Origin of the sequence: Proteus vulgaris, assembly GCF_033708015.1 — a bacterium.
Taxonomy (GTDB): domain Bacteria; phylum Pseudomonadota; class Gammaproteobacteria; order Enterobacterales; family Enterobacteriaceae; genus Proteus.
In genome coordinates this window covers 13914-36570 of record NZ_CP137921.1, presented here as the reverse complement: position 1 = coordinate 36570, position 22657 = coordinate 13914, and the positions used below count along the sequence as shown (strand labels likewise).

Here is a 22657-nt window from a genome sequence, read left to right as displayed (position 1 = left end):
AATGTGTGGGAGCGACGCGCGATCAGCCGAGGATCGCGAACAGGTCGTCTTCCTGGCACTGTTGCAAATAGTCGGTGGTGATAAACTTATCATCCCCTTTTGCTGATGGAGCTGCACATGAACCCATTCAAAGGCCGGCATTTTCAGCGTGACATCATTCTGTGGGCCGTACGCTGGTACTGCAAATACGGCATCAGTTACCGTGAGCTGCAGGAGATGCTGGCTGAACGCGGAGTGAATGTCGATCACTCCACGATTTACCGCTGGGTTCAGCGTTATGCGCCTGAAATGGAAAAACGGCTGCGCTGGTACTGGCGTAACCCTTCCGATCTTTGCCCGTGGCACATGGATGAAACCTACGTGAAGGTCAATGGCCGCTGGGCGTATCTGTACCGGGCCGTCGACAGCCGGGGCCGCACTGTCGATTTTTATCTCTCCTCCCGTCGTAACAGCAAAGCTGCATACCGGTTTCTGGGTAAAATCCTCAACAACGTGAAGAAGTGGCAGATCCCGCGATTCATCAACACGGATAAAGCGCCCGCCTATGGTCGCGCGCTTGCTCTGCTCAAACGCGAAGGCCGGTGCCCGTCTGACGTTGAACACCGACAGATTAAGTACCGGAACAACGTGATTGAATGCGATCATGGCAAACTGAAACGGATAATCGGCGCCACGCTGGGATTTAAATCCATGAAGACGGCTTACGCCACCATCAAAGGTATTGAGGTGATGCGTGCACTACGCAAAGGCCAGGCCTCAGCATTTTATTATGGTGATCCCCTGGGCGAAATGCGCCTGGTAAGCAGAGTTTTTGAAATGTAAGGCCTTTGAATAAGACAAAAGGCTGCCTCATCGCTAACTTTGCAACAGTGCCTAAATTTGAGCGTGAAGCCCCCGGCGACTGCAGGCCAGCGCCAGTTCATATTCATTCAGCGCCAGAAACTCCAGCCGCTGTGCATCATCGAAATCAGGTAGACCATAGAGCGCTTCCTGCTCGGCGTCCGAAAGAATACTGAGGAGCTTATTTTTAGTAGGCATCTCTGATCCTTATGCCTATTTAAACGCGCTTGTCACATTATCATTAACATAGAACCTTTACGTGTCATAATTTAAATTACGGGTAATGTGACTACCGTTGACAGATTATGGTACCCAAATCAGAATGTCACATAATCGAACGTATATGTGACAGAGGAAATATGTTCATCGGATATAATCGGATGTCAAAAGCGGATGGTTCGCAGACGAATGATTTACAACGTGATGCACTGATCGCCGCAGGTGTTGATGCCGCACATTTTTATGAGGACCGGGCATCGGGCAAACGAGAAGAGCGTCCTGGACTTACAGCCTGTCTGAAAGCACTACGACCCGGAGACACGCTGGTCGTATGGAAGCTGGACCGCCTCGGTCGTGATCTTCGTCATCTCATTAATACAGCGCACGACCTGACCGCGAGGGGGACCGGTCTGAAAGTGCTGACCGGTCACGGGGCGACTATCGACACAACAACGGCCGCTGGCAAGCTTGTCTTCGGTATCTTTGCCGCACTGGCGGAGTTTGAGCGCGAACTGATTGCTGAAAGAACGACTGCAGGTCTGGCATCAGCAAGAGCCCGTGGGCGGAACGGCGGCCGACCTTATAAAATGACGCCAGTCAAACTGCGACTGGCAATGGCATCAATGGGACAATCAGAAACAAAGGTCAGTACGCTATGCCAGGAACTTGGGATAACCCGGCAAACTTTGTACAGGCATATTTCCCCTGTTGGTCAACTGCGGGCGGACGGGATCAAGCTGCTCAACCGTGGATAATTTGAACGGACGGAAAAATCTGGGGTTCCGGCGTAGTACCCCTATCACCTCCACATTTTTGCAACAGTGCCTTATAAATGGCAGCCTTATGTTTACTTGCCAAGATGGGCTACCATATGATGTTTTATACTGAGCAATATTAATATTATCTTTAATGGAAAAATTAAGCCCATTAAGTGACCCACTGCTATATGGCTCTATTGTGAAGACGCCTGAGGGTAAAAATTTATACATGGTTGTCCCTATGTCTATTATTGCAAGGTTGACAATATTATTCGTTTTATAAATTTGAGCGTTTAAAATCACACATCAAAGCAATTAGTCAGGATAAACAACAATACCCAGTGCTTCGAGAATCAGTTCTTGCTGCCAGGCTGCAATTTTGATACCTGATGTATCGACTTTGCGGGGATCTAAACCGTCGAGTTCGGCGTGGCATAAATTGGCACCCTGTAGGCTAAATTGCCCCCAGACATCTTCGGAAAAAACACCTCGACTTAAGTCTGACTCTTTCAGTGATGCACCCGCTAGGTTCGTTCCTATCCAGCGATTTTCAAACAACTCACATTTTTCTAAACAAACCCTCTCCATATTGGCATAGGAAAGATTACATCCAGAAATAAATGCTGAGCAAAAGTACATACGATTACTCACTTGATGGGCAAAGTTTGTTCGGGAAAAGTTGGCACCTTTTAAATCACACGCACGGAACTCTATACCGTAGCAATTGGCATTACTGAAGTTTGCCATCGCAAGTTGGCATTGTTGGAAACTTGCATCACGAAGATCTGCGACATCAAAGTGGCAGCCTTCGATATCACCCTGTTCAATGAACTTGCAGTTGACGAATGTCGTATCACGCAAGTTAGCACGTCGAAAGTCGCTGCGAATGAATGTGCAAGCGGTGAAGGTGAGATCACTTAAGTCTTTATGTGAAAAGTTGTGGTGCCGATATGTATGATTGTAGGTTTCCATGAGTACTCCTTGTTGAAAGGAGGGCTAGACTACCATATATACATATGCCAAGACATTAAAATAAAAGCCTGTTACATCAACACATTACAACCCCTCAATTTACCTGTTTTAAGTGGTCAAATTGGCGCGTAGAGCGCCTATCGCTCTTGCATTGGCACGCGGCCCTGTTGAAAAAAGTTATTCGCTTTAGATAGGGTTAGGAGAGCCGTGCTTCGCCGGTAAAAAATCGGACTATCCGACGCAGGGCGGACTCATCGGCGGAGAAGCAAACTTTGACTATATCTCCCTACACTTGGAAGAGGGCTAGACTGGCCCCATAGATCACCAGACACTTCGACTCTCTTAAAATAAGAGGTAGTCTTGGAACTATGTTTAATACCAGTCAGAACGATAAGATGGTTGAAGTGTTATCAGGACCTGAGCGGCGTCGGCGTCGTACACCGCAGGAAAAAATTGCCATTATTCAGCAGACTATGGAGCCCGGTATGACCGTGTCTCATGTCGCGCGCCTGCATGGCATCAATGCAAACCAGATATTCAAATGGCGCAAGCAATATTAAGACGGTTCACTGACGGCTGTTGCATCGGGCGAGGAAGTGGTGCCGGCCTCCGAACTCGCTGCCGCCAATAAGCAAATTCGCGAACTCCAGCGCCTTCTGGGCAAAAAGACGATGGAAGCCGAGATACTCTAAGAGGCCGTGGAGTTCGGCCGGGCAAAAAAATGGATTGCGCATGCGCCCTCGTTGCCTGGGAACGACGAATAAGCGACGTTTGCAGAAGTCTTGGCGTGTCGCGTGCGCAGTTGAGCATTCGGGTTCACCGGCCATCTGACTGACAGGATCGCAGACGGCAGCCCCGTTCTGACGATACCACCGTATTGTCCCGGATAAACATGGCGGTGGCTGACCTGCCGACGTATGGTTATCGCCGTGTGTGGGCGCTGCTGCGACGGGAGTCGGAGCGGGACGGCCTGCCTGTGGTTAATGCAAAGCGGGTGTATCGCATTATGAGAACGCATAATCTGCTTCTTGAACGTAAACCCGCTGATCCTTGCCGTAAGCGGGCCCATAAGGGGCGCGTAGCAGTAGCGGAAAGTAACCGGCGCTGGTGCTCAGATGGCTTTGAGTTCCGCTGTGATAATGGCGAAAAGCTGCGGGTGACCTTCGCGCAGGACTGCTGCGACAGGGAGATCATTGACTGGGCAGCGAGCACCGGAGGCTATGACAAAGAAACGGTGCAGGATGCCATGCTGGGTGCGGTGGAAAAACGCTTCGGAAGGCAGTTGCCAACAGTGCCGGCGTTCGCCCGGTTGCTGGGACTGGAGCCTTGTACGACAGCAGTGCGAAGCCCGGAAAGCAATGGCATAGCAGAAAGGGCACTGTTGCAAATAGTCGGTGGTGATAAACTTATCATCCCCTTTTGCTGATGGAGCTGCACATGAACCCATTCAAAGGCCGGCATTTTCAGCGTGACATCATTCTGTGGGCCGTACGCTGGTACTGCAAATACGGCATCAGTTACCGTGAGCTGCAGGAGATGCTGGCTGAACGCGGAGTGAATGTCGATCACTCCACGATTTACCGCTGGGTTCAGCGTTATGCGCCTGAAATGGAAAAACGGCTGCGCTGGTACTGGCGTAACCCTTCCGATCTTTGCCCGTGGCACATGGATGAAACCTACGTGAAGGTCAATGGCCGCTGGGCGTATCTGTACCGGGCCGTCGACAGCCGGGGCCGCACTGTCGATTTTTATCTCTCCTCCCGTCGTAACAGCAAAGCTGCATACCGGTTTCTGGGTAAAATCCTCAACAACGTGAAGAAGTGGCAGATCCCGCGATTCATCAACACGGATAAAGCGCCCGCCTATGGTCGCGCGCTTGCTCTGCTCAAACGCGAAGGCCGGTGCCCGTCTGACGTTGAACACCGACAGATTAAGTACCGGAACAACGTGATTGAATGCGATCATGGCAAACTGAAACGGATAATCGGCGCCACGCTGGGATTTAAATCCATGAAGACGGCTTACGCCACCATCAAAGGTATTGAGGTGATGCGTGCACTACGCAAAGGCCAGGCCTCAGCATTTTATTATGGTGATCCCCTGGGCGAAATGCGCCTGGTAAGCAGAGTTTTTGAAATGTAAGGCCTTTGAATAAGACAAAAGGCTGCCTCATCGCTAACTTTGCAACAGTGCCGATAAAAATATATCATCATGAACAATAAAACTGTCTGCTTACATAAACAGTAATACAAGGGGTGTTATGAGCCATATTCAACGGGAAACGTCTTGCTCGAGGCCGCGATTAAATTCCAACCTGGATGCTGATTTATATGGGTATAGATGGGCTCGCGATAATGTCGGGCAATCAGGTGCGACAATCTATCGATTGTATGGGAAGCCCAATGCGCCAGAGTTGTTTCTGAAACATGGCAAAGGTAGCGTTGCCAATGATGTTACAGATGAGATGGTCAGACTAAACTGGCTGACGGCATTTATGCCTCTTCCGACCATCAAGCATTTTATCCGTACTCCTGATGATGCATGGTTACTCACCACTGCGATCCCCGGGAAAACAGCATTCCAGGTATTAGAAGAATATCCTGATTCAGGTGAAAATATTGTTGATGCGCTGGCAGTGTTCCTGCGCCGGTTGCATTCGATTCCTGTTTGTAATTGTCCTTTTAACAGCGATCGCGTATTTCGTCTCGCTCAGGCGCAATCACGAATGAATAACGGTTTGGTTGATGCTAGTGATTTTGATGACGAGCGTAATGGCTGGCCTGTTGAACAAGTCTGGAAAGAAATGCATAAGCTTTTGCCATTCTCACCGGATTCAGTCGTCACTCATGGTGATTTCTCACTTGATAACCTTATTTTTGACGAGGGGAAATTAATAGGTTGTATTGATGTTGGACGAGTCGGAATCGCAGACCGATACCAGGATCTTGCCATCCTATGGAACTGCCTCGGTGAGTTTTCTCCTTCATTACAGAAACGGCTTTTTCAAAAATATGGTATTGATAATCCTGATATGAATAAATTGCAGTTTCATTTGATGCTCGATGAGTTTTTCTGATAGTTAGTCTTTGTAGAGACACAAACCTGAAATTCCGGACACCGCGCTTCAGGACATCTCCCTGGACGCCGATATCTGGCAGTATCCGGACGGTACTATCGAACGCCGGGCCAACGGTACTACCCTGCCCGGCACTGTTGCAAAGTTAGCGATGAGGCAGCCTTTTGTCTTATTCAAAGGCCTTACATTTCAAAAACTCTGCTTACCAGGCGCATTTCGCCCAGGGGATCACCATAATAAAATGCTGAGGCCTGGCCTTTGCGTAGTGCACGCATCACCTCAATACCTTTGATGGTGGCGTAAGCCGTCTTCATGGATTTAAATCCCAGCGTGGCGCCGATTATCCGTTTCAGTTTGCCATGATCGCATTCAATCACGTTGTTCCGGTACTTAATCTGTCGGTGTTCAACGTCAGACGGGCACCGGCCTTCGCGTTTGAGCAGAGCAAGCGCGCGACCATAGGCGGGCGCTTTATCCGTGTTGATGAATCGCGGGATCTGCCACTTCTTCACGTTGTTGAGGATTTTACCCAGAAACCGGTATGCAGCTTTGCTGTTACGACGGGAGGAGAGATAAAAATCGACAGTGCGGCCCCGGCTGTCGACGGCCCGGTACAGATACGCCCAGCGGCCATTGACCTTCACGTAGGTTTCATCCATGTGCCACGGGCAAAGATCGGAAGGGTTACGCCAGTACCAGCGCAGCCGTTTTTCCATTTCAGGCGCATAACGCTGAACCCAGCGGTAAATCGTGGAGTGATCGACATTCACTCCGCGTTCAGCCAGCATCTCCTGCAGCTCACGGTAACTGATGCCGTATTTGCAGTACCAGCGTACGGCCCACAGAATGATGTCACGCTGAAAATGCCGGCCTTTGAATGGGTTCATGTGCAGCTCCATCAGCAAAAGGGGATGATAAGTTTATCACCACCGACTATTTGCAACAGTGCCGTCCAGCGGATATCAGCGCTGAAAGATGATGGCTGAGCGTGGAGGCAGGAATCTCAAGGTGCTTCTGCAGTTCGCCAACCGGCAGGCCTTCATGACCCGCCCTGACCAGCTCCCGGTATATGCTGAGACGTGTCGGGTGGCCCAGTTCTCGAAGTGCGTTTGCAGCAGTGTTTAAATCCATAATACCTCCTTTATCTATATTTCCAGAATAATAGAAATATAGCCTGCGTCAATCGTTTCTGCCGTGAGGGTACCGCTTTCCCAATCATGCTCTGTCCGCCAGGTTATGGGGGGCAGAGCCAGAGCACTACCGAAATCCTTGCGAATACCCGTGCAGGGAATAATTTCCGCCCCCTTTATGGCCGGAAAAAAAACTGATAAACGTCGCCTTTTCAGAAGGTTGCTTTCTTAACGTGGTTTTTCGCATGGTTGGACCTCAGACCCCATATAGGCAGCGCTAAGGGCAATCCGTGGGTACAGGATATTAACCACCGCGTTACTTTGTGGTTGCCCTGGCGGATAGGCTTTGTACGAGGAGGGAACCATTCTATTGCCAGCGGCGTTCTGGCCGGTGAGGGTGAGGTAATACCCGATACGGTTTATGATATGCGGTATTTGCTCGATATTGTCAGCACTGACGGGTATTACTGGTACATGAGCGGGAAGATCTGCGAGAGAGTCAGTGACTACCGTACAGCCGCCTTTTTTGAAATAGGCCGCCTGCTTACACTGTGATTCCTTCAAAATATCTCAACGAAATTTCCCGACACCTGTTTAAGCTATCTTGCTGATATTTCTGTTTTTCGATTTTTGCCGGCGCGATGCCGGCGACGTTGGCCAGCTGCCCCGTGCGCGATACTGAGATCAGTTTCTTTGAACAAAAAAAACCGCCTTTCGGCGGTCAGTATTCAGTAGCTGGAACGGTAGTCTCTCCCCCGATTCCAGCGGTCTTGCCAGTGTTCGAGGAATGATTCAGCGAGCTTAGGCATGTTCCAGATCACCACCGCATTCTCCGAGTTTTTCGTTTCGGCCGCTTTGGTGAAATTAAAGCTGCCAGTTTCAACGGTCACATTATCCACGATGATCACCTTGTCATGCTGGATAGGGAAATCACTGTCAGTACGCAAAGGGATGCCGCTGTTCGCTATGTAGTTCATGGCCGCAATGCTGGCGCGCCCCGTATTGCCCCTTTCATCAATTACGATTTTCACATCAACTCCCCGTTTTTTGGCTGCTACCAGTGCCTTCATAATATCCGGGGCGGTAAAAGAATAAGCCATCATCCGTATCGAGGTTTTTGCGGAGTCAATGGCGCTCAGGACGAGAACGCGGGCGCTTCCTTCAGGCGAGTAGCCAACCTGAACGGATGGTTCCACCGCAAAGGCGGGCAGGGCGGCTGTCGTAAATGCTGCGGCCAGAAGCCAGGTTGCTAAGTTTTTCATTACAGGCTCCCGTTCACACACTGCATTTTATATTCAGGGTCAAAATAAATTTCTTTGATTTTCCGCTTTTCCATATGCACCACAACGTCAATGGTGGAGTAGAGCATTCGCATAATATCGCTCATATCGAGCATACGGCCGATAGGGGTCGCTTTGATAAGCAGCCCAATACGGTTAAAGGCATCGCGCGCAGAGTTAGCGTGCGTTGACATAACACCGCCTGGATGGCCGGTATTAAGTGCTTTAAGATAATCCCACGCAGCATCATCCCTAAGCTCAGTCATGATGATACGGCCCGGTGTCAGACGCATACAGGCTCGCAGGGCATCAGTGGCGCTGACGCGGCCGATCTTTCCTGCATCGCCGTACATCATATAAACGGCTTCTACAACGTGATCGACCGTGACTTCGTGAACGTCCTCTAAAATAATTACACGCTCGTCTTTATGTAGCGATTTTAACAGCGCGCGCGTGAGTACCGTTTTCCCCGACCCGGTTTCACCGCAGATCACGATAGTGCGTTTCTTCTCAACGGCGGTTTGCAGGAATGCGGGCCATTTTTCGCTGCTGTGCAGCTCTTTAAGGAAAAAATCATCATCCGTTAGGCTTTGCTTGCTGCCGGTAATCTTCCGGCAGTCACTGAAAATCCCCTCGCTGGTCAGCTGCTCCAGATTTTTATCGGCCGCCAAATCCTTACGAAACGCTACGGCCGTTGTACCGTCAATCACCGCAGGGGGCAGACAGATAACGCCCCTGATCCCGCCAGGCAGGATCACGTCATTAATGGCCTGCATGGTCAGCTTGTTGCTGCTCACCAACGATTTAGCAAGGTTCCTAATAAAATCTGCCGTAATTGCCGCGTTCTGCACAACCCTGCGGCCGCTGAACGTATCACAGATAACTTCCTGAAAGCAGTTAATGCGAATTTCAAAAACAGTAGGATCTTCTAAATACTCGCGCAGTGGGCCAAGTTGATAGAAAGCTGCATCAGTCATGATTACTCCTGAAGAAAAGCGGGCGCTAAGCGCCCACTTTTTTAGTTGTCTGCGAGCGTATAAACGCCGCTGAAATCGAGGTCGCGGGCAACAAAAATGCTCACCGCATCACCCTGCTGATCGTAGAGGGTAGGGGGGATAGACATGTAAGAGCGAAGTGCTTCAGACGCCAGCTGCTCACCGCTGTTTTCTGTGCTGTTGTACTGAATGTTATTACTCTGCGTCTGGTTAACCAGCGCCGTTAAGGTGTCAGAGAACAACGAAATCATGATCGCACCACGCAGACGCTCCCACATATGGGTATCCACCTGGCCCGGAATCCCCGCGCTGCCGAGTGAGTTCGTTCCGGCACTGTCAATATTAACGATTGTCCCGTCCTGGTCATTGCGGATACGCTCCCAGAGAACAAACACGCGCGCCTGGCCGTCTTTGATACCACCGGTAATCTGCCCGTCAACCCATGAGCCTTTATCAATCAGCCTAACGAGTCCATCAGCTGAGTAAACGTCCTGTGAAACCCGGCAGGAAACCTGACCCGGAACAGTGGTATCCAGCTCGGTGCCGGTACCACAGGGGATCATTTTGCCTTTCGGAACAGTCAGGCTGGGATTAGCCATGACTCCAGCGCGGCTAGCCTTCAGCCTTGCAGGAGTCAGGTTTTTAGCGAGTGCTGAACTACCTTCGCTTGTTTCGTTGTCCTGGGGCTGCACTCCGGGACTATTGCTTGTAGCCGCCTGATTAGTCTGGGCCAGCTCGCCGCCCAGACGACGCTGCATAGCCAGTTCTTCAGGCGAAGGTTCTTTACGCTTATTAGAGGTACGCGCGGCGGTATTGCTGCTGCCCGCATCTGCATCTGCCTGTGCGGCAGCCTGCACAGCACGGGCATCAGTGGCGCTATTCTGCGCAGTTGCAGGTTTATTAACATCAGGATCGCTGTTAAAGCTGTAGTTTGGCAGTGTATTGGCCTGTTGCGCTTTACCACCGTCTTTATCAGCTTCAGCTTTAGCCGGGGTGCGAATTTTACCCATGACCGTAATCCCGATGAATACCAAAGCAAGCAGCGCCATCAGTATGACAAAGGCTTTCATACCAGGAGCCGAACGGCGGTTACTGCCTTTAAATCCGCCACGCTCGCTTTCGAATTCACCGTCTCCGGTGTTTTCATCGAGTTCCTGATCTACATCGACACTTTTACGGGCCATCAGTTATCCTCCCCAATTTGAACCCTGCGCACATCCGGGGAAGCCGTGCCGGTTGCTACCGCACCGGCGCCCGGCGCGAAATTATTATTACGAACGCCAACGACTTTATCGCCCAGACGAATACGCCACTCTTTAGCGACGGTTTCCACCTCGATGATGTTGCGGTTCTCACCCACAACATGAGAGTTAGGCAGCGTTTCTTTGCCACTGGCCGAAATCATGTAGACCTGCGGTAACTCCGCATTGGCCGGAAACTCAAACCGGGTAAAGCGGTAGTTATCCCAGACGTGAACCGGCTGGATGCTGCGCATTTCAGGCTGTTCGCTCATTACGTACTGATAGTTCTTCGCCCCCGCAAAAGCCGTCTGCTTCAGCTTCTGCGTAATGCGTTTTTTATCAGCCGCGCTTTTGGCTTTTTCCTGCTGCTCAAACGGATATTCATAGGTCAGCTGAAGAACGGCCTGGCGCACAGCCCACGGCGTTTCAATAAAGGATTTTGATACCGTACCGTCTGCATTTTTCTTCGTTTCTTCACCGATGAAATGGAGGACGATGTTATAGGTGCGCTTATCGGTGACGATCACCAGGTTGGTATCACTCATGGCCTGTTTCGGCTTCACAAAAAAATGGTTCATTTTGTGCGCAAACGTCCAGCTTTCAGAATCGCCAAAAGCATGAGTGATATAGGTTTCGTCAGGCGCGACAACAATGTGGGTAGCCACACCGGCGATAGCGTCAATTTTGACCACATTAACAGGGTTATAAACAACGCTTTTAATGCGATAGTCATAAGGAGAATTGCGGCCAACCTCAAGCGCCATAACGTTAGTGGCCGCGCCTCCCAGGACTGACAAAACGACTGCTGAAAGAAGTAGTTTTTTCATGGGGCAGCCCTCAGTTAACTTCAGGGTTGACGCGATAACTCGTCACGCGGAAACCCAGCGGGTTGACATAACGCTGCTCAGCATTCATCGCCAGCGATTTATATTCATACCCCATAATGGCAATCCAGCGCTGCGGCTGATCATCAACGGGATTGCTGCGCACGCGGCGAACCGTAGTAAAGCGTATCGTTGCTACGCCGTGCGGTTTATCGAGGATCACAGAGTTAATCTTCACGCGGGTCGTTTCACTGTCGCCCAGAACCTTATCAAGACCGTTGCGGCCCTTGAACTTGCTCTGGTAAGACTCTGCCACGTTCGGCGTGGACATTAAGCCAACGGCCGTTATGCTCTCTAGTTGAACGACGGATCTCTTCCGAAACTCCACGCAAAAAACCAATTACATTGGCCCGGAATGTACGTCTCTTCTCCTCTATCTCAAGCAAGTAACTCAAGTAGAAGTAAAACGGTATCGAGACGAACAATGACAAAGGGAACCAGCCTTTTTCGCTGGCAGAAACAAAGAGTCTCGGCTCAAACATTTTCATGGCGAGGGTCGCCATTAGCACAGAGACAACTACTGGAGTCACCGCCATCAAAAATCGGGAATGAAGGTACGCCATCCAGACCCCAGCGACTAAAGCTGTTAGCGAGAGGAACATAGCAACAACCAACGGGCTCGCATCAATGGCGATTAGCCCTATCTGGACGATAATGACGAAGCAAAGAAGCAATATTCTGTATAAAAATGACCGCATTCCAACCCACCTCAATCCAAGATAATCTTGCGCTTATCTTTCTGAATTTCGATAGGCTGCTCCGGTTCACTCAGAACACCCTCTGACGCTTTCAGATCTTGAATACTTGGAAAGCCCTTCCCTGCTCCTGCTTTTCTTGGTCTCTGCTCTGTTACCTCAATCGCTATTTCATCCCCCTCCCGGAACTGCGGGTAACAACCAGCGCGGTTGGCATAGCGATTCAACGACATTTTGAGCAGCCGGTATTTCTTTGGGCAGGTTATTTGTACTGACGCATCAGAGCTGCAAGCTGCGTCAAGCCGCCGGAAAAATTCCTCCGGTATCCCCTTTACAAGGAGATCGCTCAACTCATCCATAGGCCTTGAGCCGGTTGGCATCGGATATGGCAACCTCCGGTATTCTCTGTAGATGTACCGCTTGATGACGATATGAAAGACGAATGCGGCAAAGCCCCACAAAGGGCCATTAAGGAGCCCCGCAACGATAAGTAGCACCGACGGGAAGGGAACCCCTACGAAACTCGGCAGGACTTTAATCTTTACCATCGGCGTTGACCGACGCACACTCTCACTCATTTGCTGACCCTTTACGTGCAACCTTGTACTGCACTTTCAGATCGTAACCATCCACTTCCTGATGAAGGACTTTCACGGGGACACCTTCAACGGTCCCCAGGTACACGCTCAGCTCAACTTCCGGAACATCGTCCCTGAGACCCAGTACATTGCGCCACCCAGTCGATGTCTTCTGGCAGTGAGCGCCCACCCTGTCATGCCGGTAGTAAATGTCTTTGTTATCTCCTTGGCAGATGAAGAATCCACTAACCTGCCCCGTCCTTAACACCCACTTGCGGTTGTGGAAGGTAGCTTCTTTCTCCACCTCAGTGGACTTGTCTATAGCCACCGGGCTTACCACCAGCTCTTGTGCGGCCAAATCAGACACAAGGCCTATTACCAACGCGGATAACAGAGCGGCCATAGCCGCCCGTGTCATCATACTGCCGCCTCGTGAGTGGCATCGGCAAAGAATTTGCCTTGTTTGTAGATCTCGTCCTTCTCGAACGAGATAGCATCCGCACGACTGCTGAATGGGCCATAGCTTTTACCGTCGATCAGCACCTTCCACTGGCAACGCCAAACACGAGTCCATGCCGCAATCTTTGACTCGTCTGAACAAAGTCCGCGAATAACATAGAACGCAATCATTAGAATGCCGCTCGTCGGCACGATGCGCGAAACCCTTGTTTTACTGTATTCCTGCACTTCAAGGCCTTTGAAGGAAACCTCATCGGCAAACCCGCAGACCTCACCATTTTTGATTACGATGCGCTTTTTGCTCATAACCGACCCCACTAATCCAAAATAATTTTGCGCTTGCCTGGCTGTACTTCGATTGGCTCTTCCTTTTGCACCTTTGGTGCCGGAGCTGATGAGCTGACAACCACCGGTTCTCTTTCTGTGTTTTGTTGCTGGCGCTCACGGAGTTCATCCACTGAGGGAGGCTCATTGCTTGGTCGTTCAGCCCTTTCTGCACGTCGGGCTTCTCTTAACAACTCATCAATTTCGGAGTCGCTCCGGTTATTCATAAAAGCTCTATAGGCAAAGAAAATCAGCACCGGTACTATTGCCACCAAGAAGAAAGGAAATGAGCTTCCGCTATCTTCCACTGGCTTGGTACTGGCCGCGCCTGTATCGAATACGGTACGAATAACCGTTGGCGCGGTCATGATCATAATTGCAGGCATTATCCCCATCACAATTCCTGATGGGCTCTGCCTCATAATTCCACTAGCAACCCCAAACACCAGCATCAATCCCGCTATGACTTTGACGAAAGAGCTATCCATTAGACCGATCATGGAGTCACTTACCTCCTCGAACGGACTTTGAAACGCACTGGTATTGCGGTCAGTGTCTTGTGCAGCATTAATCTGCTTGGGAGGTTCACTCTTTGGTGCAGTCACTATGGATGACGCTGATTGTTGGCTGGCAGCCTTCTGCGTTTCACCATCCTGCTTGACCACCCCCAGATCCTGAGTTTTGACGTGCGTTTGTGCTGGTGGTGCTAACTGGTATTTGACTGCCAGGTTGTTGCCGTGGACTTCAATGGTTTGCAGGGAGATGGGTTTACCTTCCAACTTGGTCAGAGCTTCTTGGAGCGGCAGCTCCTGAGCATCAGTCATACCGCCCATAAAGCCATTAAACCCGTCATCATGAATACGGCATCGCAGCCTTCCCGAATAGCTACGGTATTCACCTGGGCAAACAAAATAGCCGCCCTGAGGGCCATCCAGTTTGCGCCATTTATTGCTTTTGAAGGCCTCCACTTTGGTCACAACTGGCTGACCGTCATGGTAATCAATGACCGTTTTGCTCTCCGGGCCAGTGTCCTCTATCTTCTTGCTGCCTGAGTCATCTGAGAGCATTTGCCCCACCATAACGCCAGTCACAAAGTCACTGGCAAAGGCCGCAGGAGCTGCGACCATGAGACCAACCAGCAAAAGAAGGGGGACGCGCCCTGTCCTTCTCATCACCATTCGTTCTGTTCCGTTTCGTGCTGGGTTTGACCAGCATTGAAGTGGTACTCGGGTTTCAGCTCTTTTTCTTCGACTTCGAGCTCTTCCGGGCGAATACGCTGTTCCAGCGCTTCACAGGTCTTACCCTGAAACCCCGTGAAATCGGCAGCAATCTTGCCGCCCTTGATCTTGATGTTTACCTTTTTCACTTTGTCACCTCGTCGTTAAGTTCAACTAATCTGATTGCCTTGGCGCTATTACCAAACAGCTTCCTCAGCTTCCAGTTCCAAAGTGCCATCGTGATGCTGCTTCACCGTCACGCTGAAACCTTCCTCTTTCAACTGCTGCTCGTAGTGGAAGGCAATGTAGCGATCCTGCACCTTGCTGCTTGCCTGCTGCGTCCAGCGGCCATAAGAGCCGTAGTTTTCCTGGTACTGCTCCCAAACACCGTTTTTTTCCTTGTAGCCAATCCGGTGCTCCTTGTTGTTCTGGTCGATCAGAACAATCGGGTATTTCTCGAAGGTGTAGCCAGCGCCCACGCGGTACAGCTTTTCGTTTTCAACAACAACGCCAACTCCCTCCAGAGCCTTCAACAGCAGCTCTTTGTCTTTGTAGGCGACCTGCACCTTGCCTTTTACGATATGGCTCATCTCATCACTCCTGAGTTGTTTCGGGTGTCATGCCGTGTTCCGACATAACAAAGTTAAGCGCGGCAATGGAATAGTCTTGCCCGAGAGAAACTTCGATCTTTCCTTCTTTCTCCAGCTTTCGGCCAAGCTCGGTAAGGTTTTCCATCATGGGGATGAGCTTGAACAACGAACTCATGTAGGTGATCGATGTGGAAACGTCTCGGGCGAACTGGTCCAGCACCTTACTCTTGTCGATAACCAGAGGCTCTGGTCTATCCACTCCATCTTTTTCTGACTGGAGTTTGCTGCACAGCTTGAGCAGCTCAATCCCCTTCTCAATGTCTTGTTTGTACATAACGGTCAATTCTCCTCTCTGCCGTTTTGATGCTCTCTCCTGGCCGCACCAGCTCGCTCCCTAGCCCACTCAGCTAGAGCATTGATTAAGTCGCTGACTTCTGAGTGGAATATCAATGACACAGCAAGAGCAGTCCAAAAAATCCACTCCATCGCTTAGTCCTCGATGGCAAGTTTGCGTCCAGAGCCATTCTGCTCTTGAACATCGAAGTTATTGGCCGGATAGAAGCCTTGATCCCGCAAACTGCGAATCTGGTTGATGTCTTCCCGGCGAGTTTCACTGGTCGGGGTAATGCGAGTGACCGCATCCACCAGCGCTTCATTGTTGAGCTCTTTGTCCTGAGCGTTCGCCAGATACATCGCGTCAATGACGGCCTGTTCAATCTCTGCCCCGGTGTATCCCTCGGTGGTACGAAGTAGCGTAGGCATATCGAACGCGGCGATGTTGGCCTTCTGCTTGGCGAGGTGGATCTCAAAAATCTTCTGGCGCTCAGCCACACTTGGCAGATCAATGAAGAATGCTCGGTCCCAGCGGCCAGCTCGCATCAATTCAGGAGGCAGCGACTGAACCCGGTTGGCCGTCGCCACAATGAAGATCTTCTTCTTGCGCTCTTGAAGCCAGTAGAGGAAAGAGCCCAGCAGGCGCTTGGATACTTCGTGTTCGCCATCGGCATTACCAAAAAACTTCTCCATCTCGTCAATCAACACAACAACGGGTGCGATCTGCTCAATGGTCTGCAATGCACGATTGAACTGGCGCTCGGTTTCACCGAGATACTTGCTATAGAAACGGCCCATATCCAGGCGAACCAAGGTAGTGCCAAGTACACCGGCAGCGGCTTTTGCCGTCAGCGATTTACCACCACCAGGTACACCGGCCAGAAGGACACCTTTTACCGGAAGGTCTTTGTCCCAACCGGCTTTACGTATCTGGAGGAACTCCTTGAGGTTTTCGAGACCACCGACATTCCCAATATCAATGGCCTCAAGCACATCGAGGCCGACATCACGCAAGATGTGAGCTTTTTCTTTTCGGATCTCGCCCAGGTATTCTTCACCCTTGAATTTCAAGTAAGCGGAGTAGGTGAAGACGTTCTTCATCTGGGTGTGTGACAAGCCCAAGGCGTGGTTTGCGATGACAGCACGTTCGTTGCTCTCGAAGACTCCACCATCTTTCACGTTATCTTCACAGGTCTGGAGCAGTTTCAGGATTTCCTGATTGCTCATAGCCGGGAGATCGATGTGATAAACGAACTCTTCATTGAAGACGTCTTTGCCAGCGATGATGTAGTTGATCCCCTCATTCTCCAGATAGGTCAGTGATGACTTGAGGGCTGGGAGTGTTTCCGGGTTTGCACGTTGGCGGTCGAAAAAGAAAGTGTCGAACACGACAACTCCGTTTTTGGAGGACTTCTTGGACTCGTCCACCATTGCCTTCATCGTGCCTGGATCAGGCAGCTTCTTGAATGGCATTACAATAAAGTGCTTGCCGACTTTCTTTGCAATGTCAGAGAAAACGCTCTCTGCGCGGCCCAGCTCAAAAGTGCTAACGTTGATGACTGGAAAGGACAACTTGATTGGAATCTCAAGTTTGTCCATTTGCTGTGTAATATCGCTCATCGCTTATCCTTTAAATAAATTTCGACTTGTTGATCACCTCACATCATAAGTTCATTTTATGATGCTGTAAATATCACCTTCCAACTCTGTAGCTGTTCACGGCGGACTCAACGCGCTTGACTGACACGTCTATACCATTTGTCACCAGCAACTCATGCACTTGGCAACAGGCCTGTTGTTTCAGGCCAAAGAACTCTTCGTTAACACGGGCATACTCTGCTGCCGAATTGGAGGCGGCTCGTCTTAGATCTGGCATCAGAGATTCAACGCGAGACTCTACTTTGTCCAGAGAGGAACTGGCAGACGACAAGCTGAACAGCGAGAAGACGCTCCCAAAGTCGAAACCATCATTCAAACCGGCAAAGTCCATACCCAGATCGATAAACTCAGTTGCCATTGAGTGGTGCAGTGAGCCCACAATGTCACGATGATCCCCCAGCGCATTTGCGAAGGCTTTCACAGCTCTCTTCGCATCGTCTATTTCACTGCTGGCCGAGGAGTTTGACATCGACGACATGACGGAAATGCCCTTGTTGTCAGTCACAAGGTCGAGAACCTCCATTGTTTGTGCTGATGAAACACTGGAAGAGGCCTCACTGATTTCACGTAAGGCTTTTTGCCCCATGTCCACCAGTCGCTTGTTGCTCTCGTGGAGTCGAGATGCGGCGTCAAGCCTATCTTGAGCTTGGGTGATTCGTTCCAGAATCTGGCTACCGTCAATCGCTTGCTTCACGGCCCGAGAAACCAATCCCTCTTTGAGCTGGTCTCTCCCACGGCGCAAATACCGCAAATCGCTGTTATGGCCTTTTAGTGCTGAACGTATAACGGCGATGTCTCGACGAAACTGCCAGAACGTTATAATTTTTTGCCAGATCCCCAACTGAGCACGCTGTTGGCAAAGAGCTTCGTACTCTGCACCTTTCTCTTCAACCTGGCTGAGAGCTGCGGTAATCCTGTCTTGATATTGCCGGTCGTCAGCCAAGTAACTTTGAATTGCTTGTTCCATCCCGTACCCCAAAAACTTTCACATGTGAAAGTTCATTCTTTCTTTGTTCTGCCAGTACAAAGTATTTTGCCTTAGAACGACCTCACACCCCGCCCCTGCTCACGCCCATTTTGGGCAATTACAGATTCAGCATTTACAGGCTTATAATGTGATGCCGTAATAGACAAATAAAAAACGGCATAGCCGTTTTTACCTTACTTTGCTTTGCTCCGGCCCCCGCATAGTGCATTACCAATGCGTGATGAAAAATCCTTCCATTCTGGACTGTTCCGGTAGTCATCCTGTCCAGTTGCTTGTTCCTGGCTGGTCGATGCGAATTGATTGAGAGCATCCGGGCACGAAGAGCAGACCCCGATACCTTCCACTCTATTCACGCGAAGCCAGTGACACGGTTGACCGTTTTCAACACAAGCGTGATCATCGGTGCATCCGCACCCTATACATTTAGCAGTGAGCATAAGCGCCTCCCCAAGTAAATTAACAACATCATAGTATCATTATGTGATGCTGTAAATATTAAAAAGAAAGCGGCCATAGCCGCCCTTCCGAAGTAATTTTCCTTTAGTGGTTGTCTTGGCCCTGTTTCCAAGCGACGAATGCCTGCACTAGCGGTACGCCATCATCACTCAAGGCATTCCCTTCTATCCATCCGCCTCGTATGACGACAGACTGCCCTGATTCCAAGCCAAAAGGTTCCCACTCAGAAGCCACCGGGGAACCGTCCACCAGCAGGTCGAGATCTTCAATCCATTTATCCCGGCCATCCAGAGTTTTCCAAACTGAGTCATCGACCCAAAAGGCCTTGATTTGTTCTGGTGTGGCATTGGTCCAATCGTTGTCTTTCCCGTCAGCAAGTGAAAGTACAGAGTCAACCGTTTGCTGCCAGTTCGGCCAATCTTCTTCGACAACAACGCAAGTAAGCGAGCTCTTGCCATTTGCTCTGCGGCCATCATCAACCTTCCGGATCAGCCTTTCCAGTGTCGCCAGCTCCTCATCGCAGAGCACGGCCTGTGCATCGCTTATCTTTGCCACGAAGTAACGTGCTTCAAGCATCGACATAATTATTTTCCTCCCCAGGGCACAAGTTTTGTCGAATATCCAAGCATTAGTGGGTGCTTCGGGTCCCCCGAACCAGTCACGCCAAATGCCAATACCGGCTTCCCAGATGCAACGAGCTGCTCTAAAAGCCTGTCCAAATGAACATGCAAAGACTTAGGCAGCTTAGTTCGGCTCCCCCAGCAGGGCACCAAGACATCAGCATCCCGAATAATCCTTTCCAAGTGGATTTCATTTTCAGGCCCGACAGGATCAACCGCCGTAGCCAGCTCTCGAACGTCGGTCGCCCGAAAAGCAAAAGCATTACCGACTATGAATCGCCTCCCTCCGTTGACCTTGGTAAACCCTATCCACTTTCTGACCGTGTGATCGTCCTCGGTGGCCGTGGCCGTAGAGCCGTTTACACCAAAATAACCGAACACAAGGCCTTCGGGTTGCACATCCCTTTCCAGACGGTATCTGTACATGCCGCACTTGCTGATAATTGCACTCAAAGTGTCACCTCTTTTTGAATGAAAAATGCCCTTTCACAGTTGCATTTTTTAATGCTGTGATAGGATAAAAGTGTAAGTTGAAAAGGAGAGATGACCATGAAACATGTACTGAATATCGCGCTGATGGCTGTTGTTATTCTTGGCCTGGCTATGCTTGAGGCCACCAACTGGGGTTACGCAGTGCTGGCTATCCCGGCAGTGATTTGGGCCAAGTCGGTGCTCAACCTTCTGCACAAACTGCCGGTTCTGGCTGCTGCTTTTTGGATTCTGGTTGCTGTTTTCGCGTGGCAAGCGGCACTTGTTGGTATCCTGTTCTATGGCGTACTTGCGACCCCTAAAGCGCCAGCAAACACCAATGGCAAGAAAAGCCGAAAAGCCAATCTGATGGGCACTTACAGCTACGACTTTAAAACCGGCGAATGCTTTAGCTAAGACTGGCTCCACGGTTATTTCTCCTCAGCCTTCCTGATGGGCGCTCTCAGCGCTCTCAGGACAGCTTCTTCAAGAGCTGCGGCCCCTGCCCTATCACGTCGCTTTGTTAATGCCCCATATTGCTTCCTGATGGGTAGCATCAGCTCTTCGAGTTCATTGCGCTTCCTATCGTCGGCTTCAAGTTTCTCGCTTCGCGCCAAGGCTTCGGCTTGCTCGCTTTTTGCTTGCCACTCTATCTTGTCGCCTTGCACTTCCCATGCTTTAACGTAATGAGCATCATCCAGACCTTTTGCTCCGTTGTCCGAAAACGAGGCCCCTGAGTAAATGCCACCGACAACCCAGCGCCTTTTGCTTTTTCCCTTTGAGAAATACATCTCACGGCCTAAAACACCATCGCGCAAAGTGGCTACCGAGATAAATAGCCCAGCGTCCCCTTTCCTAAAGCCGCAGAACACAAACTCAAGCGGTTCGTATAAATCACTCATGCTGATCACTCCGAAGAACAGACAAGACCTTCTCAGCTCGCTCCTGGAGGTCTATGAGTTCGGCAGCATCATTACCGCTCAATGACATGTCCCCGCCATAGAGGCGATACTCAACGCTGTCCATCGCCTGGCGAAGCAATCCTAGAAGAGCATTCACGTTTGCCGGTGTTGATAGGGCGACGGCTTCACCTTTCAGCTCACGTCCATTAAATTCCGACCACTCGGCTATGCCTGTCAGTTCGCAACAATTTGAGCAGGACATACTGGCAACATTCTGGGGATCGTCTGGACAGTGTTCATTGATGACAAAGTTCATCTCGTCACTGCCGCACTTTCCACAAATGATGTGTACTTTTTTGCCCATGCTGCTGCCCTTAGTGGAGAGTCTGCTCTTCCACAACAATCATCCCGTCAACCAAGCTGATTGTGGCGGGACCGCAGTTACCCAGCACCTCAGCTTTGACTCCGTTGTTCAACGCGACATAAAGCCGTCTCGCCCCGTTGGTGACGCGGATGCCTTTCTGGTCGAGTTGTTCAAGCATTTCTTCGTAGGTAATTTTTTCGTCCATCAGTTCTCCTCAGCAAGGATCTCGTCGATGAGGTTCTTTGCTATCAATCTGGCATCCAAAGGGACAGCCAGGCTGTCAATTCTGCCTCTTTCATGGGCAACAATGAGTTGCGCCTTCCAAGCTATCCCGGAAAGAGAAGCATCAGGTTCTTTACCTGAGCTTCTCATACATCTTGCGTTTCGGTACGCCGCCAGCCACTCAGGTCTGGTTGAGTTATAACGCCCAAGGCCAGCTTTTCGTTGGAAGCACATTCATCGCGCACCTTTACAGATTCATTTTATGATACTGTAAACAATAAAAAGACACCTTGCAAGACTTTCACATGTGAAAGTTTTCTGGTTTACATCTGCTCGCTTGGATCAAACCCCAAAGCCTTGCACACGTCATCCAGGTCATCGAGCGTGAAGAATCCCAGCGTCAGTTCCCCGGAGCGCTTCGCGGGGTTATAGCGAACTTTGATAGGCCTACCCGTAGCATCGCTCATCAGGGTCTCCAGGCGCTTAATGTCTGCATCCCTGTCCACTTCTTTGCCCTTCGCTATCGCCTCAAATTTATGAACCGGTGTCCTGGTATGCAGGAGATCCCTCAGGAGCTTTTCTCTCTTGCTGAAAGGTAACTTAGCCACGGCCCTCACATGCCCCAGGGTGATCTTGCGTGGATTTCTGAGCCAGAGTGTTAGCTCTTCCTCCGATAGCGTACCGGCGCGTTTCAGGTGTGTAACCGTATAGACCTTCTCAATACCCAGATCCTCTCTGATCTGACTGTTTGAACGCCCCTCTCCGCTTAGGAACGCGACCACATAGGCCTTTTCTGCATCAGTCATGCCTGGATGCTGGTGGTAGTAGTCAATGGCTTCTCTTGCATCGAGCAGTAGGGGTAGGTTGTTCATTCAGGACACCTTTTAGTCACATGACTATATCGAGGCTTATTCTACCCCCTATTTTAGTCACATGACTACTTACTGACATTTCGGCCCCCATCGCCGCCGATTTTTCTTGATTATAGGTTTGAATCTATATAGGATTGCACCTATATTAAGTAAGGAGAAATCATGTGGGTCATCGAGACAACCGACACCTTTGATGAGTGGTTCGATGCTCTGGATGATACCGATAGAGCAAACGTGCTGGCTTCGATGATGGTGCTGCGAGATAGAGGCCCCATGCTGTCGAGGCCATACGCGGATACTGTTAACGGTTCATCCTACAGCAACATGAAAGAGCTTCGGGTCCAAAGCAAAGGAGATCCTATCAGAGCGTTCTTTGCGTTCGATCCAAAGCGTAAGGGGATTCTTCTCTGCGCCGGTAACAAGACCGGGGACGAGAAAAGGTTTTATGAAGTAATGATCCCAATTGCAGACCGTGAGTTTGCGGCGCACTTGGATAAATTGAAGAAGGAGTGACG

At 50.4% G+C, this 22657-nt stretch carries 30 protein-coding genes and 3 pseudogenes; 8 read left to right on the top strand and 25 right to left on the bottom strand.

Going from position 1 to position 22657, the window contains the following annotated elements; all coding sequences use genetic code 11:
* Window positions 1–117 precede the first annotated feature (117 nt).
* Window positions 118–822 carry an IS6-like element IS26 family transposase gene (locus tag SB028_RS19780; protein ID WP_001067855.1) on the top strand — a complete coding sequence of 235 codons (705 nt, stop codon included), beginning with the start codon at window positions 118–120 and terminating at the stop codon, window positions 820–822.
* Window positions 823–876: 54 nt separating this feature from the next.
* Here the strand turns inward: SB028_RS19780 and SB028_RS19775 are convergent.
* Window positions 877–1038: pseudogene (locus tag SB028_RS19775) on the bottom strand (DUF4158 domain-containing protein); the annotation flags it as partial.
* Window positions 1039–1199: 161 nt separating this feature from the next.
* Between SB028_RS19775 and SB028_RS19770 the strand changes: the two are divergent.
* Complete coding sequence (locus SB028_RS19770) at window positions 1200–1814, top strand: recombinase family protein (RefSeq protein WP_058662453.1); 615 nt, start codon at window positions 1200–1202, stop codon at window positions 1812–1814.
* A gap of 318 nt (window positions 1815–2132) precedes the next feature.
* On the opposite strand, the gene SB028_RS19765 is transcribed toward SB028_RS19770, so the two are convergent.
* On the bottom strand, window positions 2133–2789 hold the full coding sequence (locus SB028_RS19765) for a quinolone resistance pentapeptide repeat protein QnrS1 (protein ID WP_001516695.1): 657 nt from the start codon (window positions 2787–2789) through the stop codon (window positions 2133–2135).
* A gap of 395 nt (window positions 2790–3184) precedes the next feature.
* Between SB028_RS19765 and SB028_RS19760 the strand changes: the two are divergent.
* The 3 genes and pseudogenes from SB028_RS19760 to SB028_RS19750 all read left to right on the top strand — a co-directional run.
* Window positions 3185–4161 (top strand): annotated as a pseudogene (locus SB028_RS19760) (IS3 family transposase); the annotation flags it as partial.
* Between the two features lie 65 nt (window positions 4162–4226).
* Window positions 4227–4931, top strand: coding sequence for an IS6-like element IS26 family transposase (locus tag SB028_RS19755; RefSeq protein ID WP_001067855.1), 705 nt, complete (start codon window positions 4227–4229; stop codon window positions 4929–4931).
* 118 nt (window positions 4932–5049) lie between these two features.
* Window positions 5050–5865 (top strand): aminoglycoside O-phosphotransferase APH(3')-Ia, encoded by an 816-nt coding sequence (locus SB028_RS19750; protein WP_000018326.1) that lies wholly within the window; start codon window positions 5050–5052, stop codon window positions 5863–5865.
* Window positions 5866–6047: 182 nt separating this feature from the next.
* On the opposite strand, the gene SB028_RS19745 is transcribed toward SB028_RS19750, so the two are convergent.
* Both SB028_RS19745 and SB028_RS19740 read right to left on the bottom strand, forming a co-directional pair.
* Complete coding sequence (locus tag SB028_RS19745; RefSeq protein ID WP_001067855.1) at window positions 6048–6752, bottom strand: IS6-like element IS26 family transposase; 705 nt, start codon at window positions 6750–6752, stop codon at window positions 6048–6050.
* Window positions 6753–6816: 64 nt separating this feature from the next.
* A pseudogene (locus SB028_RS19740) lies at window positions 6817–6996 on the bottom strand (ArsR/SmtB family transcription factor); the annotation flags it as partial.
* A 248-nt stretch (window positions 6997–7244) separates the two neighbouring features.
* On the opposite strand from SB028_RS19740, the gene SB028_RS19735 reads away from it, so the two are divergent.
* Complete coding sequence (locus SB028_RS19735) at window positions 7245–7550, top strand: DUF6710 family protein (protein ID WP_011742557.1); 306 nt, start codon at window positions 7245–7247, stop codon at window positions 7548–7550.
* Between the two features lie 173 nt (window positions 7551–7723).
* Here the strand turns inward: SB028_RS19735 and SB028_RS19730 are convergent, their stop codons facing one another.
* From SB028_RS19730 to SB028_RS19650, 17 genes are all read right to left on the bottom strand, one after another.
* Complete coding sequence (locus SB028_RS19730; RefSeq protein WP_000792636.1) at window positions 7724–8257, bottom strand: phospholipase D family protein; 534 nt, start codon at window positions 8255–8257, stop codon at window positions 7724–7726.
* Window positions 8257–9252 (bottom strand): ATPase, T2SS/T4P/T4SS family, encoded by a 996-nt coding sequence (locus SB028_RS19725; RefSeq protein WP_000128596.1) that lies wholly within the window; start codon window positions 9250–9252, stop codon window positions 8257–8259. Before SB028_RS19725 ends, SB028_RS19730 begins: the two co-directional genes overlap by 1 nt.
* Window positions 9253–9293: 41 nt before the next feature.
* The gene (gene virB10, locus SB028_RS19720; protein ID WP_000101710.1) at window positions 9294–10454 is read right to left on the bottom strand and encodes a type IV secretion system protein VirB10; all 1161 of its coding nucleotides are present in this window, start codon (window positions 10452–10454) and stop codon (window positions 9294–9296) included.
* Window positions 10454–11338, bottom strand: coding sequence for a TrbG/VirB9 family P-type conjugative transfer protein (locus SB028_RS19715; protein ID WP_000735066.1), 885 nt, complete (start codon window positions 11336–11338; stop codon window positions 10454–10456). The genes virB10 and SB028_RS19715 overlap by 1 nt, the downstream gene beginning before the upstream one ends.
* A 10-nt stretch (window positions 11339–11348) precedes the next feature.
* Window positions 11349–11666: a type IV secretion system protein gene (locus SB028_RS19710; protein WP_011742556.1), complete on the bottom strand. Its 318-nt coding sequence runs from the start codon at window positions 11664–11666 to the stop codon at window positions 11349–11351.
* The gene (locus SB028_RS19705; RefSeq protein WP_001256127.1) at window positions 11605–12093 is read right to left on the bottom strand and encodes a hypothetical protein; all 489 of its coding nucleotides are present in this window, start codon (window positions 12091–12093) and stop codon (window positions 11605–11607) included. The genes SB028_RS19710 and SB028_RS19705 overlap by 62 nt, the downstream gene beginning before the upstream one ends.
* A gap of 11 nt (window positions 12094–12104) precedes the next feature.
* On the bottom strand, window positions 12105–12668 hold the full coding sequence (locus SB028_RS19700; RefSeq protein WP_000004673.1) for a hypothetical protein: 564 nt from the start codon (window positions 12666–12668) through the stop codon (window positions 12105–12107).
* Window positions 12661–13089, bottom strand: a complete 429-nt coding sequence (locus SB028_RS19695; protein ID WP_000988987.1) for a hypothetical protein — start codon at window positions 13087–13089, stop codon at window positions 12661–12663. Before SB028_RS19695 ends, SB028_RS19700 begins: the two co-directional genes overlap by 8 nt.
* Window positions 13086–13433 (bottom strand): hypothetical protein, encoded by a 348-nt coding sequence (locus tag SB028_RS19690; RefSeq protein WP_000039129.1) that lies wholly within the window; start codon window positions 13431–13433, stop codon window positions 13086–13088. The genes SB028_RS19695 and SB028_RS19690 overlap by 4 nt, the downstream gene beginning before the upstream one ends.
* A gap of 11 nt (window positions 13434–13444) precedes the next feature.
* Window positions 13445–14578 (bottom strand): hypothetical protein, encoded by a 1134-nt coding sequence (locus tag SB028_RS19685; protein WP_000225028.1) that lies wholly within the window; start codon window positions 14576–14578, stop codon window positions 13445–13447.
* A 44-nt stretch (window positions 14579–14622) separates the two neighbouring features.
* A complete protein-coding gene (locus SB028_RS19680) occupies window positions 14623–14817 on the bottom strand; it encodes a DUF2997 domain-containing protein (RefSeq protein WP_000757530.1) in 195 nt (64 codons plus the stop codon).
* Window positions 14818–14865: 48 nt separating this feature from the next.
* Window positions 14866–15258 carry a hypothetical protein gene (locus SB028_RS19675; protein ID WP_000018404.1) on the bottom strand — a complete coding sequence of 131 codons (393 nt, stop codon included), beginning with the start codon at window positions 15256–15258 and terminating at the stop codon, window positions 14866–14868.
* A 4-nt stretch (window positions 15259–15262) separates the two neighbouring features.
* Window positions 15263–15592, bottom strand: coding sequence for a hypothetical protein (locus tag SB028_RS19670; RefSeq protein ID WP_000277953.1), 330 nt, complete (start codon window positions 15590–15592; stop codon window positions 15263–15265).
* A gap of 155 nt (window positions 15593–15747) precedes the next feature.
* Window positions 15748–17211 (bottom strand): AAA family ATPase, encoded by a 1464-nt coding sequence (locus SB028_RS19665; protein WP_001280522.1) that lies wholly within the window; start codon window positions 17209–17211, stop codon window positions 15748–15750.
* Between the two features lie 73 nt (window positions 17212–17284).
* Entirely contained in the window at window positions 17285–18217 is a 933-nt protein-coding gene (locus SB028_RS19660) for a hypothetical protein (RefSeq protein ID WP_000434071.1), read from the bottom strand.
* Window positions 18218–18778: 561 nt separating this feature from the next.
* Window positions 18779–19276, bottom strand: coding sequence for a hypothetical protein (locus SB028_RS19655; protein ID WP_000062185.1), 498 nt, complete (start codon window positions 19274–19276; stop codon window positions 18779–18781).
* Between the two features lie 2 nt (window positions 19277–19278).
* Window positions 19279–19767: a DUF1643 domain-containing protein gene (locus SB028_RS19650; protein WP_001273096.1), complete on the bottom strand. Its 489-nt coding sequence runs from the start codon at window positions 19765–19767 to the stop codon at window positions 19279–19281.
* A gap of 96 nt (window positions 19768–19863) precedes the next feature.
* Here SB028_RS19650 and SB028_RS19645 point away from each other — a divergent pair, with 96 nt between their 5' ends.
* Complete coding sequence (locus SB028_RS19645; RefSeq protein ID WP_000683476.1) at window positions 19864–20199, top strand: hypothetical protein; 336 nt, start codon at window positions 19864–19866, stop codon at window positions 20197–20199.
* A gap of 14 nt (window positions 20200–20213) precedes the next feature.
* On the opposite strand, the gene SB028_RS19640 is transcribed toward SB028_RS19645, so the two are convergent.
* The 4 genes from SB028_RS19640 to SB028_RS19625 all read right to left on the bottom strand — a co-directional run bounded on the left by SB028_RS19640 (window position 20214) and on the right by SB028_RS19625 (window position 22142).
* On the bottom strand, window positions 20214–20684 hold the full coding sequence (locus SB028_RS19640; protein WP_001281821.1) for a hypothetical protein: 471 nt from the start codon (window positions 20682–20684) through the stop codon (window positions 20214–20216).
* Complete coding sequence (locus SB028_RS19635) at window positions 20677–21048, bottom strand: hypothetical protein (protein WP_000516916.1); 372 nt, start codon at window positions 21046–21048, stop codon at window positions 20677–20679. The genes SB028_RS19640 and SB028_RS19635 overlap by 8 nt, the downstream gene beginning before the upstream one ends.
* A 10-nt stretch (window positions 21049–21058) precedes the next feature.
* Window positions 21059–21253 (bottom strand): hypothetical protein, encoded by a 195-nt coding sequence (locus SB028_RS19630; RefSeq protein WP_000343597.1) that lies wholly within the window; start codon window positions 21251–21253, stop codon window positions 21059–21061.
* A gap of 340 nt (window positions 21254–21593) precedes the next feature.
* Window positions 21594–22142, bottom strand: a complete 549-nt coding sequence (locus tag SB028_RS19625; RefSeq protein WP_001061574.1) for a transcriptional regulator — start codon at window positions 22140–22142, stop codon at window positions 21594–21596.
* 162 nt (window positions 22143–22304) lie between these two features.
* Between SB028_RS19625 and SB028_RS19620 the strand changes: the two genes are divergently transcribed.
* Window positions 22305–22655 (top strand): type II toxin-antitoxin system RelE/ParE family toxin, encoded by a 351-nt coding sequence (locus SB028_RS19620; RefSeq protein ID WP_000270043.1) that lies wholly within the window; start codon window positions 22305–22307, stop codon window positions 22653–22655.
* Window positions 22656–22657 lie beyond the last annotated feature (2 nt).